General features: G+C 65.7%; 15 protein-coding genes. 9 read left to right on the forward strand and 6 right to left on the reverse strand.

The window, feature by feature from the left end; all coding sequences use genetic code 11:
• The first annotated feature begins 280 nt into the window (after positions 1-280).
• From rpmH to LKD76_RS00980, 9 genes are all read left to right on the forward strand, one after another.
• Positions 281-424 carry a 50S ribosomal protein L34 gene (gene rpmH, locus LKD76_RS00940; RefSeq protein ID WP_006550910.1) on the forward strand — a complete coding sequence of 48 codons (144 nt, stop codon included), beginning with the start codon at positions 281-283 and terminating at the stop codon, positions 422-424.
• Between the two features lie 85 nt (positions 425-509).
• The gene (gene rnpA / locus LKD76_RS00945; protein ID WP_227979011.1) at positions 510-920 is read left to right on the forward strand and encodes a ribonuclease P protein component; all 411 of its coding nucleotides are present in this window, start codon (positions 510-512) and stop codon (positions 918-920) included.
• Positions 917-1,342: a membrane protein insertion efficiency factor YidD gene (gene yidD, locus LKD76_RS00950; RefSeq protein ID WP_227979012.1), complete on the forward strand. Its 426-nt coding sequence runs from the start codon at positions 917-919 to the stop codon at positions 1,340-1,342. Before rnpA ends, yidD begins: the two co-directional genes overlap by 4 nt.
• A gap of 4 nt (positions 1,343-1,346) precedes the next feature.
• Entirely contained in the window at positions 1,347-2,498 is a 1,152-nt protein-coding gene (gene yidC, locus LKD76_RS00955; RefSeq protein WP_227979013.1) for a membrane protein insertase YidC, read from the forward strand.
• Positions 2,499-2,572: 74 nt separating this feature from the next.
• Positions 2,573-3,142, forward strand: a complete 570-nt coding sequence (locus LKD76_RS00960; protein WP_227979014.1) for a Jag family protein — start codon at positions 2,573-2,575, stop codon at positions 3,140-3,142.
• A 121-nt stretch (positions 3,143-3,263) separates the two neighbouring features.
• A complete protein-coding gene (gene rsmG / locus LKD76_RS00965) occupies positions 3,264-4,013 on the forward strand; it encodes a 16S rRNA (guanine(527)-N(7))-methyltransferase RsmG (protein WP_372465958.1) in 750 nt (249 codons plus the stop codon).
• Between the two features lie 334 nt (positions 4,014-4,347).
• Complete coding sequence (locus LKD76_RS00970; RefSeq protein WP_305082759.1) at positions 4,348-5,412, forward strand: ParA family protein; 1,065 nt, start codon at positions 4,348-4,350, stop codon at positions 5,410-5,412.
• A 4-nt stretch (positions 5,413-5,416) separates the two neighbouring features.
• Positions 5,417-6,418, forward strand: coding sequence for a ParB/RepB/Spo0J family partition protein (locus LKD76_RS00975; protein WP_227979015.1), 1,002 nt, complete (start codon positions 5,417-5,419; stop codon positions 6,416-6,418).
• 222 nt (positions 6,419-6,640) lie between these two features.
• Positions 6,641-7,381, forward strand: a complete 741-nt coding sequence (locus LKD76_RS00980) for a GNAT family N-acetyltransferase (protein ID WP_227979016.1) — start codon at positions 6,641-6,643, stop codon at positions 7,379-7,381.
• Positions 7,382-7,446: 65 nt separating this feature from the next.
• Here the strand turns inward: LKD76_RS00980 and LKD76_RS00985 are convergent, their stop codons facing one another.
• From LKD76_RS00985 to murJ, 6 genes are all read right to left on the reverse strand, one after another.
• Complete coding sequence (locus LKD76_RS00985) at positions 7,447-8,643, reverse strand: N-acetylmuramoyl-L-alanine amidase (protein ID WP_227979017.1); 1,197 nt, start codon at positions 8,641-8,643, stop codon at positions 7,447-7,449.
• A gap of 234 nt (positions 8,644-8,877) precedes the next feature.
• The gene (gene trxA, locus LKD76_RS00990; RefSeq protein WP_227979018.1) at positions 8,878-9,204 is read right to left on the reverse strand and encodes a thioredoxin; all 327 of its coding nucleotides are present in this window, start codon (positions 9,202-9,204) and stop codon (positions 8,878-8,880) included.
• Between the two features lie 53 nt (positions 9,205-9,257).
• A complete protein-coding gene (trxB, locus tag LKD76_RS00995; RefSeq protein ID WP_227979019.1) occupies positions 9,258-10,244 on the reverse strand; it encodes a thioredoxin-disulfide reductase in 987 nt (328 codons plus the stop codon).
• A gap of 109 nt (positions 10,245-10,353) precedes the next feature.
• Positions 10,354-11,211 (reverse strand): RsmA family anti-sigma factor, encoded by an 858-nt coding sequence (locus tag LKD76_RS01000; protein WP_227979020.1) that lies wholly within the window; start codon positions 11,209-11,211, stop codon positions 10,354-10,356.
• Positions 11,212-11,397: 186 nt separating this feature from the next.
• Positions 11,398-11,961, reverse strand: a complete 564-nt coding sequence (sigM, locus tag LKD76_RS01005; protein ID WP_227985037.1) for an RNA polymerase sigma factor SigM — start codon at positions 11,959-11,961, stop codon at positions 11,398-11,400.
• Positions 11,962-12,232: 271 nt separating this feature from the next.
• Positions 12,233-16,177, reverse strand: coding sequence for a murein biosynthesis integral membrane protein MurJ (gene murJ / locus LKD76_RS01010; RefSeq protein WP_372465959.1), 3,945 nt, complete (start codon positions 16,175-16,177; stop codon positions 12,233-12,235).
• Positions 16,178-16,605 lie beyond the last annotated feature (428 nt).

Below are 16,605 nucleotides of genomic sequence, written 5' to 3' on the forward strand. Positions count from 1 at the left end.
AAGGGTTGTTCACGAGCCCCGGTCGGCTCGGCGCGCCGCGACCGTGGCGGGCGTCTCATGGGGTACCCCGAGTTTGACCCTCTCCTGGCTGATCAGTACCCTCGTACAGTCACCCGTTGACGCGGTGTCCGGTGCCTGCTGCCTGGTCGAATTTCGATCCAGCGGGACCACCACGCAATGGGCGTTGTGCCGATGAAGACCTGTTTTCATCGCGACCACATCGTTTCACCGAATAGCTTCGGGCGCCGCCTGGCGCCCACCAACTCGAGGAGTGTTGACCGTGGCCAAGGGCAAGCGGACGTTCCAGCCGAACAACCGTCGTCGTGCGCGGGTCCACGGCTTCCGTCTCCGGATGCGCACCCGTGCTGGGCGCGCGATCGTGTCGGCGCGCCGTCGTAAGGGCCGCGCCTCTCTGACGGCCTGATCGATCGGCATCGGCATCGCCGCCATGCCTCGCTCGCCGTTCGTCCCATTCTCCCCGTTCACCCGCTACGTGCTCGGACACTCGGGTGTTGCCTGAGCCGTACCGGCTGCATCATCGTGCCGACTTCTCCCGGACGGTGCGACAGGGCCGAAGAATCGGGAGGCGGGACATCGTGGTGCATGTGGTGTCGAGCAGTGCCGCGATCGGCGAGATCGAGTCGCGGTCGCTCGCGCGGTCCGGCGGTCCTCGTTTCGGTTTGATTGTCAGCAAGGCGGTGGGTACCGCGGTGATTCGACACCGCGTCGCCCGCCGCCTGCGTCATATCTGCGCCGGGGTCCGCTCGGATCTCCCGGCCGAAGCCGATGTCGTGATTCGGGCCCTGCCCGGCGCGGCGACGGCGACCTCCGCGGACCTGGACCGCCAGCTGCGATCCGCCCTGCGGAAACTGTCGTTCGATATCCCCGCTGTGCGGGTGGAGCCGAGTGATGCGTCATGAACCGCCTGCGCAGGGTGATGCGATGGCCGGCCGATCTCGTGATCTTTCTGATCGAGCTGTATCGGACCTACGTCTCCCCCACCCGCATGCCGGTCTGCCGTTTCACCCCGTCCTGCAGTGAGTACGCGGTGACTGCGCTGCGTACCCGCGGACTGTTCGTAGGCCTCGTATTGACGGCCGTGCGTCTGGCCAAATGCGCACCCTGGCACCCTGGTGGGTGGGATCCCGTTCCCGAAAGGAAGCGGGCCGCCGCCGAAACCGATCCGCCGAGTCTCGCCGACGAGTCGAGCACCGATGAGTCGAATACCGAGTGCTCACATGCTCCGGAGCGGAGTCGAGCCAATGCCGAGGCGGCTGAACACGAGGCTTGTAAAGGGTCGCCGCGTGCGGTGACCGGCGACACGACCGACGGGAGTACATAGAGCCGTGCTCGACTTCATCTATTACCCGGTGTCCTGGATCTTATGGTTCTGGCACCGAATCTTCGGGTTCATATTCGGACTCGGAGACTTCGACAAGGGCGCCAGTAACGGATTCGCCTGGGCATTGGCCGTGGTATTCCTCGTATTCACGTTGCGACTTGTGCTGTACAAGCCGTTCGTGAAGCAGGTGCGCACCACGCGGCAGATGCAGGAGCTCCAGCCGCAGATCAAGGAACTGCAGCGGAAGTACAAGAACGACCGCCAGAAGATGGCCGTCGAGATGCAGAAGCTGCAGAAGGAACACGGCTTCAACCCGCTGATGGGCTGTCTGCCGGTACTGGCTCAGGTTCCGGTCTTCATCGGTCTGTACCACGTGCTGCGGTCCTTCAACCGGACCGGCTCCGGCATCGGCCAGTTGCACATGACACCGGCGCAGAACGCGATGACGCCGAACTACGTCTTCAGTGCGGACGATGTGCAGTCGTTCTTGCGGGCCCGAATCTTCGGTGCGCCGATCTCTGCCGCTATCACCTCCCCCAAGGCGACCCTGGACGCGTACGCCGATTACGGCGGCATCCCCCACGTCTGGAATATGGTCGCGGTCGCCGTTCCGCTGATGGTCATCGCGGGTCTCGCTACCCACTTCAACGCACGGGCCTCGGTGGCACGGCAGAGCGCGGAGGCTGCGGCGAACCCGCAGGCCGCTCTGATGAACAAGTTGGCGCTGTGGGTGTTCCCGCTCGGTGTCGTCGTCGGTGGTCCGTTCCTGCCGATCGCCATCCTGCTCTACTGGGTGTCCAACAACATCTGGACCTATGGGCAGCAGCATCTGGTCTTCGGTCGTATCGATAAAGAGGAACAGCAGAAGAAGCAAGAGGCGATCGAGCGGAAGGCGCAGAACGCACCCAAGCCCGGCGCCAAGCCGTCCGCCAAGAAGAAATCGGGATCGGCGGCCGACGCCGCGGCCGACGCCGTGGAGAACGTCGTGGACGCGGAGACGAATGGTACCGGCGCGGCGGCTTCGTCGAGTTCGGGTGCATCGGCCAAGTCGGGTTCGGCCTCAGGGAAGTCGGGGACGTCCGGCAAATCCTCCGGACCGGGTAATCGCAAGCGATCCGGCAACAGGGGGCGAGCGAATCAGAAGCGACGTCGCTAACGGTCGCGGATTACGGCTTCCCGGTGCGGTGCGCGCCGGATACGACGGATGATTCAGATTGAAGGAAACGACATATGACTGTTGAGACCGATGGAGGGGACGCCACAGTGGCCCTCGGTGTGCAGGACGATGCTGCGGTGGACGACCGTGAGAACGCGACCGAGCCGGATCCGACCGATGCCGAAGAGGCGTTGATCGAGGAGGGTGAGATCGCGGGCGACTATCTCGAGCAGCTGCTGGACGTCCTCGACTTCGACGGCGATATCGATCTGGATGTCGAAGGTGACCGCGCGATCGTGAGTATCGATGGCGGCCGCGATCTGTCGAAGTTGGTGGGTCGGCGCGGCGAGGTGCTGGACGCACTGCAGGAGCTGACCCGCTTGGCGGTGCAGCAGGCGACCGGTGTGCGCAGCCGCCTCATGCTCGATGTCGCGGGCTGGCGTGCGAAGCGGCGCGAGGAGTTGAGCGCGCTCGGAACCGATGCGGCCAACCGCGTGGTCGAGTCGGGCAAGCCCGAATCCCTCGCCGCGATGACTCCGTTCGAGCGCAAGATCGTCCACGATGCGGTGGCGGCAGTGGACGGCGTCGCGAGTGAGAGTGAAGGTGTGGAGCCCAATCGACATGTGGTCGTGATACCGGCCTGAGTGGTGTGAATGGGTAAGGTAGGGCCCCCGGTTCATCGGACCGGGGGCCCTACGCTTTGTGGTGAGTTTCGAGCGGGCGCTGGCCGTCCGCCTGCCGTGGATCCTCTATCGGTCCGGAAGGATGTTTCACGTGGAACGAGGCGCGGGTGTGACGCCCCAGCACTCCCCCGGTGACGGTGAGCCCGTCGACCTGACACCGCCCGTGGTGGCGATGGAGGTTTTCGGTGAGCGACTTCCGCTCGCCGTGCAGTACTGCTCCGCGCTAGCGACCGCCGGAGTCGAGCGGGGGTTGATCGGACCTCGTGAGGTTCCGCGTCTGTGGGATCGCCATATTCTCAACTGCGCCGTCCTGGGTGAGCTGATTCCGGTCGGAGCGTCCGTGGTCGATATCGGCAGTGGCGCCGGCCTTCCCGGAATCCCATTGGGTATCGCCCGCCCGGATCTTCGGATCACTCTCGTCGAACCACTCCTGCGACGGACCAAGTTCCTGGCCGAGTTCATCGAATCGGCGGGGTTGGAGATCACCGTCATTCGCGGGCGTGCCGAGCAACCGGATGTTCGCAAGGAGGCGGGCGGCGCCGACTTCGTGACGTCGCGTGCTGTCGCTCCACTCGGAAAGCTGGCGAAGTGGTCCCTGCCGCTGGTGCGCGAACACGGTCACATGTTGGCACTCAAGGGATCGAGCGTCGTCGAGGAACTCGAGCGCGATCGGATGGAGTTGGCGCGTGCGGGTGCGGGCCACGCCCAGATTCTCGAATGTGGCGCCGGCGTCGTGTCGCCCCCGACCGTCGTGCTGAGTGTGGAGCGAGTCCCACGCGCGGAGAAGCGCGCGAACAAGGAAGCGAGCCGACGCGCCCGGCGCGCACAGTAACTTCCCCCGATGTTTCACGGGAAACAAGGCGCGGCGGTGCCGTTCGTGCGACTGGAATCAGTGATTCCGAGCGTGTCGCAGAGTGATTGCCGCGGTTCAACTTCCGTATTGTGCCGCGTGCTGGCAAGCTAGTTGTCGTCGAGCGTGAGCGCGGATTCGCGGTTCCCGGCGGCTCGTTCGGTTGGGACACAGCACGTCGGTGAGGGCCATATCTCGAAAACGGGGACATTCCCGAGGGATTGGCCGTGAACCTGACCACGTTCAGCTGTTCGAGCCATGCGGCGCCGGTGCTGCCTAGGCACGTGTCTTGAAGTTCTCGGGGTTAGGAGCCTGTATGTCGAACCGTCCGGCGAATGTTTCACGGGAAACAACGTCCCGAGTGCCCGGAATGCTGGACAGCGGCGGAGCTGGAGGAGATGACTTCTCCAAGACCGCATTCGGGAACATCTCCGCAGCCGAGACACCGATCGCAGCCGAGGCGCACCGAGCTAGTCAGGTCTTGCACCCGGGATCGATGAGTATCCCCAAACCGCGAGAACAGCGCATCATCACGATCGCCAATCAGAAGGGTGGCGTCGGCAAGACGACTACAGCTGTGAACCTCGCAGCCGCATTGGCGCTGCAGGGAATGACGGTGCTCGTCATCGATCTCGACCCCCAGGGCAATGCCAGCACGGCACTCGGAGTGGAGCATCACTCCGGCGTCCCGTCGAGCTACGAACTGCTCATTGGTGAGATCTCGGTGCAGGACGCGATTCAGCGCAGTCCGCACAACGATCGCCTGCTGTGTATCCCTGCCACTATCGACCTCGCCGGTGCCGAGATCGAATTGGTCTCGATGGTTGCCCGGGAAGGGCGATTGAAGGCCGCCATTCAGGAAGCGAATCTGGCCGGCTACGAAATCGACTACGTGATGATCGACTGCCCGCCGTCGCTCGGTCTGTTGACCGTCAATGCGATGGTGGCGGCCAAGGAAGTGATGATCCCGATTCAGTGTGAGTACTACGCACTGGAGGGAGTCGGCCAGCTGTTGCGCAATATCGGATTGGTGCAGGCGCATCTCAATCCGCAGCTGCACGTCTCGACCGTCGTGCTGACCATGTACGACGGCCGGACCAAATTGGCCGACCAGGTCGCCGAAGAGGTTCGCGGCCACTTCGGTGATGCGGTATTGAAGTCCGTGATCCCGCGCAGTGTGAAGGTGTCGGAGGCGCCGGGATTCGGTATGACCGTCCTCGATTACGATCCGGGTTCCCGTGGTGCGATGAGTTATCTCGATGCGGGCCGGGAGATTGCGGCTCGTTCGGTGGTGACAGAGCCCGGCTCGTCGTCCGCGACGCAAAGCCAGCCGAGCGCCGCGGCCGGTACCGCTGGTGCAGCACAGGAAAGGGGTCGGTAGGTCGATGAGTCAGGCGAAGAAGGGTGGATTGGGGCGCGGATTAGCCGCGTTGATCCCGACTGGTCCGACCGATGTTCAGGGCTTGGGAAGTGCGGCCGCCAATGCCGTGATCGGACTCGATCCGATCGGCCCCCATCCGGCATCGGCCTATCTGCATCGAGTTCCCGAGGCAGCCGAGGAGTCGGGTGCCGGAGCTGTCTATCGGGAGATTCCACCGGATCAGATCGAGCGAAATCCCAAGCAGCCGCGGCAGGTCTTCGAAGAGGATGCGCTCGCCGAGCTCGTGCACTCGGTACGGGAATTCGGCTTGATGCAGCCGATCGTGGTGCGCGTGCTGGAGTCCTCCCCTACCCCGCGCTACCAGTTGGTGATGGGCGAGCGGCGCTGGCGGGCTTGTCAGGAAGCCGGGCTGGAAACCATTCCGGCGATCGTGCGCGAGACCACCGACGACGCCATGCTGCGCGATGCGTTGCTGGAGAATATTCATCGGGTCCAGCTGAATCCGCTCGAAGAGGCGGCGGCATATCAGCAGCTGCTCGAAGAGTTCGGCGTCACCCACGAGGAGCTGGCGAATCGAATCGGCCGATCCCGACCGGTCGTCACGAATATGATTCGTCTGTTGAAGTTGCCGATTCCGGTACAGCGGCGCGTCGCGGCCGGTGTGCTGTCCGCCGGACATGCGCGTGCGCTGCTCGGTCTGGAAGCGGGCGCCGAAGCTCAGGAGCGGTTGGCCGAACGCATCGTCGCCGAGGGATTGTCCGTGCGAGCGACCGAGGAGGCAGTCACCCTCGCCAACCGCTACCCCGAGGATGAACCGAAGCCGGCTCCGAAGCGGAAGCCGATCTACGCACCGGGGCTCGACAAGGTTGCCGAACGGCTGGCGAATTCTTTCGACACTCGGGTGACCGTCAGCATGGGCAAGAAGAAGGGCCGAATCGTTGTCGAGTTCGGTTCGGTCGATGATCTGGAACGCATTGTCGGGCTGATGGAGCAGCAGCAGCTCTGACAAGAGTTATGGGCCGAAATTCATCGTGATCGGGTAGATGTCGGCGCCTCGGCTAGAAACGTCACTGTGACGCCGCTGTTTTTCGGGCCGAACCGAGGTGTGTCGCCATCGATAAGGGATGGGAAATGAGGCGTTCGCTTTGATCGCATATTCTTGCTGGCGAGAAGATGTTGATGCGGCGTGAGCATAGATGAATCGGAAAGCTGGAGGCTGAGTAGAGCGGTGTCGACCAGCGTGACCGCACTGACCCTCGGCGGACTCGATCAGCTCCCCGCGCATGCGCGTCGATGTGTGTTCTGGGAGATCGATCCGGCAGTGGCGGCGGATTCCCGTGAATTCAGCGATCCCGTCTTCGAAAAGGAAGCATGGCTGTCCACGGTCATGCTCGAATGGGGTTCCTGCGGGCAGGTCGCACTCGTCGATGGCCAATCGGCCGGATGCGCGTTGTATTCGCCACCGAGCGTGGTGCCGCGCGCGGCACTGTTCCCCACCTCCCCCGTGAGCCCGGACGCGGTCCTGCTGACCACGCTGCGGGCCGAACCGCCGCATAATGATGGGGATATTGCCCATCGGCTCATACAGGCCGTAGTTGGCGATCTGATGCGTCGCGGTGTGCGCGCGATCGAAGCATTCGGAATTCGCTCCGATCCGGCCGCCACCGCGCTTCCCGCTCGCGGAATCAAGTCGATGTTCTTCATGGAACGAATCGACTCTCCGGCGCAGGGCATCGCCTCCGCACCGCGGCAGCGTGCCGACAGCGCCTGTTCGCCCGAGAGCTGCATGATCGATGCGGACTTCTTGGAGGATGTCGGATTCTCCGTCGTGGCACCGCACCATCGGTTTCCCCGGCTGCGACTCGAACTCGACAGTGATCATCTGTGGAAGGAAGATGTCGAGCACGCGCTCGATCAGCTGCTTGCGGCAGCCGCGCTGCAGACCCAGCCGGGTGTCACCTGTCGCTGACCTGTAATCGAACGACGGTGCCCCGGGAATCGACCCGGGGCACCGTCGTTGGGTACGAAGACCGTCTATATGCGGTCGGCCGCGGCCAGTTCCTCGGCCAGCAGTTCGGCGAATGTGTAAGTCCCGGTGGGCTGATCGTCCTGGCCCAGCAGATACAACCGCTTGACCGAGATCAGAATGGCCTCCGCGATGACATCGCGCATCCGCGGATTGGTCAGGACCGACGCATCGTATTCGTTTGTCAGGTAGCCGATATCGACCTGCACCGTCGGCATCTTCGTCAGCCTGAGCAGATCCCAGGTGCGGGCGTGGGTGCGGCAGTCCTGCAGCGAGGTCCGGGCCACGATCTCGCGCTGGATGAAGCCGGCGAGCACCTGGCCGATCATCGACACCGAGCCGTGGGAATTGCCGAAATGGAAGCTGGCGACGCCGCCGGCGGAGGAACTGAGATTCGCGGCGCAGCGCAGCGAGATCATCAGGTCGGCATCGAAGGTGTTGGAGGTCTCCGCGCGTTCGGCATCGGTCGGGCTGGCGCCCCACGGCCGGGACAGGAATGTCTCCATACCGGTGGCGGCCATCCGGCCCTCCAACCGGCTCGCGAGATCCCAGAGAATCTCCGACTCGTAGACATCGCCGAATTCCGTGGGTACGGCCAAACCCTTGTCCTCGCCACCCATTCCGGGATCGATGACAATGCGCTTACCGGTCAACTGCGGACCCGCGCGGTGGACCACTTCCTCCTCCGCGATGCGATGCGGATTACCACCCGTCACCCGAGCGCCCAGCAACTCCAGCGAGCGGAGGGTATCGGGGCCGCAGATACCGTCGGCGGCCAGACCGATCTCGCGCTGGAACGCGGTCAGCGCCTCGTGGGTATGCGGGCCGAAGTAGCCATCGATGCGGTGAACATAGAAGCCCAGATCCTGCAGGCGCCGTTGCAGAGTGGCCACATCGTCGCCGTACAGCGGAGCCGAGAGCTGATAGATGAGAGTGCGTGCACCGAGGCGATAGGAGGCCTCTTTCAACGCCCGATAGGTGGCCGGTCCGACCACACCGTCGACGAGCAGTCCCCGTTGCTGCTGGAAAGCGCGTACCGCCGAATCGAGTTGACGATCGAAGACGGCGTCGGAATCCTTCCAATACTCTCCGCGTCCATCGGACCGGTCGGTCCCGTGCGGGTGTGGATGGAATCCCAGACTTGCCAGGGTGCTCCGGACCTCAGCGACGGCTGGACCAGTATCGCCGTGACGAAGTCGGTGCATGCGTGAGAGCCCTTTCCTTCCGCCAACCCGGGTACCCACTGATGCGACGGCGCACACCCTCGCATGCCCGGAGGTCGGTCGATTGTCTCAGACCCGAGCCGAATTTCGGCAATTCTCCGGGTGCCGAAATAGTACACAGCTATCGGGGCCCCGACAGCCTGCCGGTGAAACCGGATCGGGCTCCGGCCTCGGCAACGCTCGCGACGTGCCACGGCCGGGGCCTCGACGGGTCTTTCAGATGATGCCTTCGAGCTCGCGCAGCAGTGCGGCCTTACCCTTGGCGCCCACGATGCGTTTGGCTTCCTTACCGCCGGAGAACAGGATCATCGTCGGCAGAGCCATGACGCCGTAGTCGCGTGAGCTGGTCGGATTGGCATCCGCATCCACCTTCGCGATGGTGAGCTTATCGGCGTGCGCGGCGGCGATCTCCTCGAGCACCGGGGCGACCATCTTGCACGGACCGCACCAGGAGGCCCAGAAGTCGACTAGCACCGGCTTGTCACTGCCGAGCACATCCTGTTCGAAAGTGGCGTCGGTGACGGTCTTGGTGGATTCGGACATGGTGGAACTCCTAGCGGTGTGCGGTGTCGCGATATTCGATGAGATCGGGGTGATCAGCCGGCGGTAACTTCCACCGGGTTGCCGGCGTGATCGAGGGTGTTGCTGGTGATATCGCCCTTCTCGGCGAGCCAGCGTTCGGCGTCGATCGCCGAGCGGCAGCCGGTTCCGGCGGCGGTGATGGCCTGACGGTAGGTGTGATCGACCAGATCGCCGGCCGCGAAGACACCGTCGACCGAGGTGGCGGTGCTGGGCTCACGGACCTGCACGTAGCCCTCGGCGTCGAGGTCGACCTGACCGCGGACCAATTCGCTGCGCGGGTCGTGACCGATCGCCACGAACAGACCGGTCGCGGCCAATTCGGAGGTCTCCCCCGTCTTGGTATCGCGGAGGGTGAGGCTGGTCACGGCGGTATCGCCGTGGACCTCGACGACCTCGGAATTGAGGCGGAAGCGGATCTTCTCGTTGGACTTGGCCCGCTCGAGCATGATGCGCGAGGCACGGAACTCCTCGCGGCGGTGCACGATGGTCACGCTGGAGGCGAACTTGGTGAGGAAGGTCGCTTCCTCCATCGCCGAATCGCCACCACCGACCACGACGATGTCCTGGCCCTTGAAGAAGAATCCGTCGCAGGTCGCGCAGGCGCTGACGCCGCGGCCCAGCATCTCCTGCTCCCCCGGGACGCCGAGATACCGTGCGGCCGAACCCATGGCCAGGATGATCGCGTAGGACTGGTAGACCTCACCACCGACGGTGACCGACTTGATCGGACCGGAGAGATCGATGGCCTCGACGTCCTCGGTGCGGATATCGGCTCCGAAGCGCTTGGCCTGCTCGCGCATTTCCTCCATCAGGTCCGGGCCCATGATGCCGTCGCGGAAGCCGGGGAAGTTCTCGACCTCGGTCGTCGTCATCAGCGCACCACCGAACTGGGTGCCCTCGAACAGCAGCGGCTCGAGTTCGGCCCGGGCAGCGTAGACCGCGGCGGTGTAGCCGGCGGGGCCGGAGCCGACAATGATCAGATCGCGAACAGGCGTACTCATGGTGCCCTTCCGAGGAGTGTTGAACAGGCGTGTCGGTCAACAACAGCGTAAACGCAGTTGTTCCCGCAGCCGACCGGCCGTGGTCGGAGGACCCCGCCCGGCTGGGCTTCTAGCCGATGTCGCGAATCTCGAGGATCTGCGGATCCGCAGGACTGCAACCGCTCCCGACCACCAGTGCGGTGATTTTCGGGGGCCGCGGACCGGTGAGAAGAATCAAGACGGCCGACTCACCGTGATATGTGACATTCGTCGAGCCGAGGACGGTGCGGTCGGGTATGGCGGCCTTCACACAGCTGGTGATGGCACCGGGGCCGGCGAGCGGACCGCTGACGTCGTTACGGCCGAGGACGTTCAGCACCGCGCCCGAGGACATGTCCTCGTCGAGCGCGAGAGGGGTGGATTGTTTGGCGGGCAACGCATTCGGTGTCACCGGGCGATCGCGCAGTGCATCGAAGGCGACCAAACTTCCGGCGACGACGGCCACCGCCGCCGCGGCCGCGGCGAACCAGCGCCACCGCTTGGCGCGCTGACCGTCCAGCGAGACCGGCGGCGGGACCTCGTCCGATGCCCAGTCGGCCTCGGTGTCGGAAGGCTCGACCTCGTCGGATATCGCCTCGAGCGCGGGCATCGGGCGGGTGGAGGGCGGTTCCGATCCGGGAGACGTGGTGTAGAGGTGGTGCACGGTGGCCACCCGGTCCGGCCCCTCACCGCGGGACAACTCGTCGAGCAGAGCATCCAGCCGGGCAGCGACCTCGGTCGGCATCGGATGCAGGATGTGATCGTCCAGGCTCAGCGCGCGTAACTCCGCGGTGACGCTGTCCAGCGAGTGCAGGAAATCGACGGCCTCCGGGTCCTGGCGAACTTGTGGCCACAGCGCTTCGGCCTCGTCCGGTGGGACGTTGTCGGCGTGCAGATCGGCCAGCAGATCGGTGGAGAAGGGAGGTCGCGGCACCGATCGGGCTGCCATCACACCTCCTGTGTCCCCATCGTCGGCCCACACCCCGGAACGGCGTCGCCGTGCGGCGAATTCGCCCTTGTCGTCCATCGCCTCTCCGGGTCCGGCCTCATGATGTAGCGCCTGGTCACGCATCGCGGCGATGCGGTGGCAAGCACGACGGGTATCTGTTCGTCTGTTAGTAATGACGCTTCTCGACTACGTCCGGTTCCCTGGATTCCGCAAGAATTCCAACTCCTGCTCCAAGCGTTTCCGGCCGCGGGCACAGCGACTCTTGATCGTCCCCTCGGCGACGCCCAGCAACTGCGCCGCTTCCGCTACGGTATACCCTTCCATGTCGATCGCAACCAGCGCTGCTCGCTGATCGGGAGGCAGTGTGAAAAGGGCCGCGGCGACCACCATCTTCACCTCTCGCTGGGCGATGTCGTCGCGCTCGACCGCGGGCTCGGGTACCGATTCGTCGGACAGTGAGGCGCTCATGCGAGATTTGTTGCGCCGCATACGGTCCAGGCACGCGTTGACCACGATTCGATGCAGCCAGCTGCGCACCTCGGCGTCGCCGCGAAACGAGGCGGCATTGCGGTGCGCGGACAGCAAGGCGTCCTGGAGTGAATCGGCGGCGTCCTCCGGCGTCCGGCAGGTCCGCAGAGCCAGCTGCCACAGCCGGTGGTAATGGCGGCGGAACAGGATGCCGAAGGCGTCGCGATCGCCCGCGACGTGGGCGCTCAGCAACTCGAAATCGGTGGCCTCATCCGGATCGATCGGGCGACGGCGGACACCAGACGGCTCGGATGTCCCCCCACCGGTGATCGCTTCGAACGACACACAAACCCCTTGGACAGCGCTCACGGCGGCCCGACGTCCTACACCGGACAGGCCGCAAATTTCGCATCATCCAGGACCGAGATACCAGATCCCAGGAAGCTCCCCTGCTGAGAGCGCGCTGTGAATCATATCGTCGGTTACGAATCGGTAGCAACCAGGGCGAGGAGATATTACGGAACGAGCGCCGAACTTGCCGGGAAAGTCCGGATCAGGGCGCTGCTTCGAAGTGAATGTCGCCGATCGATGTCTGGAATTGACCGCCGTTGTTGGCCAGCTGAGTGATCCAGACGAGGACGTAGCGGGCAGGCGCGTCGGACTGAACCGGGATCGAGGTGGTGCCGTCGGCCAGGGTGGCCTGGCCGACGAGCTGAGTTTGATCCAGAGTGGGCACGGCGGTGGGCGAGGTCCGCACCTCGACGACCGTGCCCGGCGATGCGGAATCGATGACCACCTTGCTCAGTTTGCTGGGGCCGGGCAGCGTCGCGAGGACCCCGATCCCCTTCTTGAGAGCCGGGAACTGCTGGAAGTACTGATCGGTGTGCCAGGTGGTGGTCGGATTCCCGTCCAGCAGTGCCGACGCGTTGCCGGGACTGTCCGGGGTGCCCTCCGGGGAGTACACGCTGACACCCGTCGCCTGTACGGGGATCCCCGCGGCAGTCGTCGGGGCGGCACCGGCGGCCGGCGTGGCCGATGTCGGTGGCGCGACACTGGCTGTGGTCAGACCGAGCTTGCGCTGCTCGTTGAGCGGCTCATCGGAGGCACTGGGCGCGAAGATGCTCAGCAGCCACCAGATGATCACGCCGACCACCAGCGCCGCCAGTACACCCAGGCCGACCAGAATCCACATCATGCGCTGGGAACGTTCCCGCTCGGCGGCCAGCAGCTCCGGATCCGCGAGTGATTCGTCCGGATTCGCCACCGCGCGCTGCCCCAGTCGCAGGACAGGTATGAAATCGGTCTTCTGATCGACGACCGAGGCCTGCTCGAGCACATGCTGCACGGTCGCCGCCGTACGGACGCCCTTGTCGGCCTCGAGTGAGCGCACCGCCACCGCGGAGATCTCGAACGGGACCTCGGGGCGAATCTGGCGCGGTTCCACCGGTGAACCGTCACTGCCGAAATCGGCCAGCCGCAGCCCGCCGACCGTCGCCGCCGAGCCGCTCACACCGCCGGTCCGAATCGGCCAGCGGGCGGTGATCAGTGCGTACAGCATGGCGCCGAGGCCACGGACATCCGATTGCGCATCGGAATCTGCCAGGGTGCCGGGGAACGCCAGCACCGCATCGCCGGAAGCACTGATCCGGATCCGGTCCGGATGATCGATCGACAGCGAACCACCACCGCGATGGGCCAGTTCGGCCGCGGCGGCCAGGGCGCGGATCGCCCGCGCTGCGCCGATGGGCGACGGCCTGGTCTCGGCCATCTCCCGCAGTGAGCGCCCGGGAGTCCACTCGGCCACCACGATGCCGCCGGAGCTGCCGCGCACCACATCCAGCACACGGGCCAGGCCGGAGGAATTGATCCGCCCCAGCCGCAGCGTGCGCGAAAGGATGGCCTGCGGGCCGTCGTGACCGGGATTGTCACCGGCCTTCTGGTCGGCATCGACGAAGGTCAGCGCGACCTCACGGTCGAGCTTCACATCCAGTGCCTGCCAGAATCGCAGCCCGCGCGCGCCGCCGTGATCGGCGAGCAGCCGGTAACGGCCACCGGCCACCGAAGCGCCGGCGATGAGTTTGGGACCGCGCGGCGTTCGCCGCGCCGACGGCTCGACTCGCATCGGCGGCATCTCCGGCGACACGACCGGCAACATTCCGGTGTCGTAGGCCGGATCGCGCGGCGGTACCGGTCCGGACGGAATGGGCGCCGCACCCGCGACACCGTCCATCGCGCCTGCCGGATCGCCCGATTCCGGCGAACCGGGCTCTGCTTCGTCGAGGTCGGGTTGGAACACCGCCTCGGCATTCGATTCCTGGGGATCCTCGGATCTGGGATCTCGAGTGCGGTCTACCGGCGGAACCTTCCCGGGCGGGACGTCGTCGGTGCGCACTGCGCCTGCCGCCTGGGCAGCCTCGACGGAGGGCTGACCCTCCGCCGCGTCGTCGCTCACCCTCGCTCCTCCTTCGCCCTGCTGTGTCGAAGTCCGTTGTGCCGGTGTGGCACCGGCATTTGCGTTTCTCTGCCGAACAGGGTACGGGAACTCGGCCTGACCGGTGCGGTCAACCGCACCAGGACGGATTACCGGCAACACCATGGTCTGAGCATCGGTATACGGGTCGTAGCTGTAGTAATAAGGAGCCGCCAGCTCCGGTCGAGGCAGGACCATCGTGTCGTGCATATCGGCCTCGACCGCGTCCAAGCCGAGGTCCGGCGCCGGCGCGGTGAAGCCGAGACGGCGCGACACGGCGACCGTGAGGGCGACGATCTCCGGAATACCCGCCAGCCGCATCAGGCCGAAAGCCACGCCGAACATGACGATCGCGTCCAGGCCGACGCGGATCACCGAACCGAGTCCGGCGTCGAGCCGGGACAGGCCCAGCACCTCGTCCACGATCAGCGTCACGGCAGCACCGGCCACCGACGCCAGGACCACCCGGGTGATGGTGCGGCCGACATTCGCCATCCGCAGATCACCCAGACTGCGGTGCAGCAACCAGCCACCGATGACCGCACCGGTCACGAAACCGAGTCCGTTGGCGACACCCAGGGCGATGACGACGTGATCATCGCTGAAGAACACCGGCGTGAGCAGTGACAGCACGATCTTGACGCCGGTGATGCCGAGGATGATCCAGGTCGGGGTCCAGGCCTGCTCGCGCGCGTAGAACACCCGCAGATGGATCAGCACCAGCGCGTACGGGATCAGCGTGAAGGCCGACCAGGACACCGCCTCGCCCAGGCGACCGGCGTCCGAACTGCCGAAATGGCCGTAACCGTAGAGCGCCTGGCCGATCTGGGGGCCCGCGATGGTGAGGAAGGTGACCACCGGTACCAGCGAGATCATCGTCAGCCGGGTGGCATCGCCGAGGTCGTCGACCACGGCGGGATTGTCGTCGGCCGCGGCGTTGCGGCTCAGCCGCGGCATGATCGCGGTCAGCAGTGTCACGCCGAGCACGCCGTACGGGAGTTGCAGCAGCAGCCAGGCGTTCTGATAGATCGTCGGCCCCGCGACATCGGCGTGAGAGGACACCCGGGTGGCGATCGTCCAGCCGATCTGGCTGATGAACACGTACAGGATGATGGCCGCACCCATGCCCGCGAACTGCTTCAGCCGGGCGTCCACACCCCACAGCGGGCGCAGATCGATGCCGAGTCGCCGGATGGCGGGCAGCAGACTGACCATCTGCACGATGACGCCGACCGTCACGCCGACACCCAGTACCAGCAGTTTCGGATCGCCCATCCGGACCGGATCCAGGCTGATCTCGCCCGGCGTCACGGCATACAGAATCAGGATCGTCAGGACGACCAGGTTGTTCAGTACCGGCGCCCACGCACCCGGCTTGAATACCTGATGGGTATTCAGAATCGCCATGAGCAGGCCGGACATCCCGTAGAAGAGGATGGCCGGCAACAACAGGAAGGCCAGCGCGGTGGTCAGCGCGGTATTCACCTTGCCGTCGTTGGACAAGAAGATATGGGTGGTCATCACCGGCGCCGCGGACACCGCGAGCACCGTTCCGATCGCCAGCACGGTGAACGCGGCGGTGACCAGGCGGCGGACGAAGGCGGCGCCGCGGTCGGGGTCCTCCTTCTCCGCTCGTACCAGGGTCGGCACGACGATGGCCGTCAGGACCGCGCCGAGCAGCAACTCGGAGATCATCGTGGGAATCGTGCTGGCAACCGTGAAGGCACTGGCGATCGCCGGGCCGAGCACGGTGACCAGCAACAACTGCTTGGCGAAGCCGGTAATGCGGCTGACCAGCGTGGCGACCGCGATGGAACCCGAATCGCTGATCAACCGCGCATTGGCCGACATCTCCGGTTCGCGTTCCACGACCGCCTGCTGCGCGGTGCGTGGATTCGAACGGGCGGGTTCGGGTCCCGGGCGCGCCGCGCCGGGGCGCCCGGATACCGGCTTCGGTCCCGCCGGCCGTTCGCCGGCCGGGCGACGTCGCGGTTCCGCGGGTTCGCCCGGCGGAATATGTCGCGGCATCGCCCGCTCGGGCCGGGGCCCACGCGGTACCTGATCCATCGGGCCACTCGGCGGGCCCGGCGGATACGACCGCTGCGGGGGTTGATCCGCCGGTGGGCGGCCGGACTGCGGCGGCCGCGGACGACCCTGCTGCGGCGGCGGGGGTGGCATGCGCGGCGGTCGGCCGCCCCCCTGGTCGGCGGGTGGGATCTGTCGGAACGGCTCACTCGGCGGTGGCATCCGGCGCTGCGGCGCACTCGGCGGGGCCTGCCGGCGGGGCGGATTCTGCGGCCCCGGACCGGCACCCGGGGGTGTCTGCCGCATGGGCGCGCTGGGGGGCGTCTGCCGTCGCGGCGGGTTCGGTGGTTGCGGCCGCGGGCCGTTGGGTCCGGGCGCACCCGGCGCCCGGGCGCCCGGCGGGACCTGGGGAATGGGACCGCTGAGAGGAC

The organism is Nocardia spumae (genome assembly GCF_020733635.1).
Taxonomy (GTDB): domain Bacteria; phylum Actinomycetota; class Actinomycetes; order Mycobacteriales; family Mycobacteriaceae; genus Nocardia; species Nocardia spumae.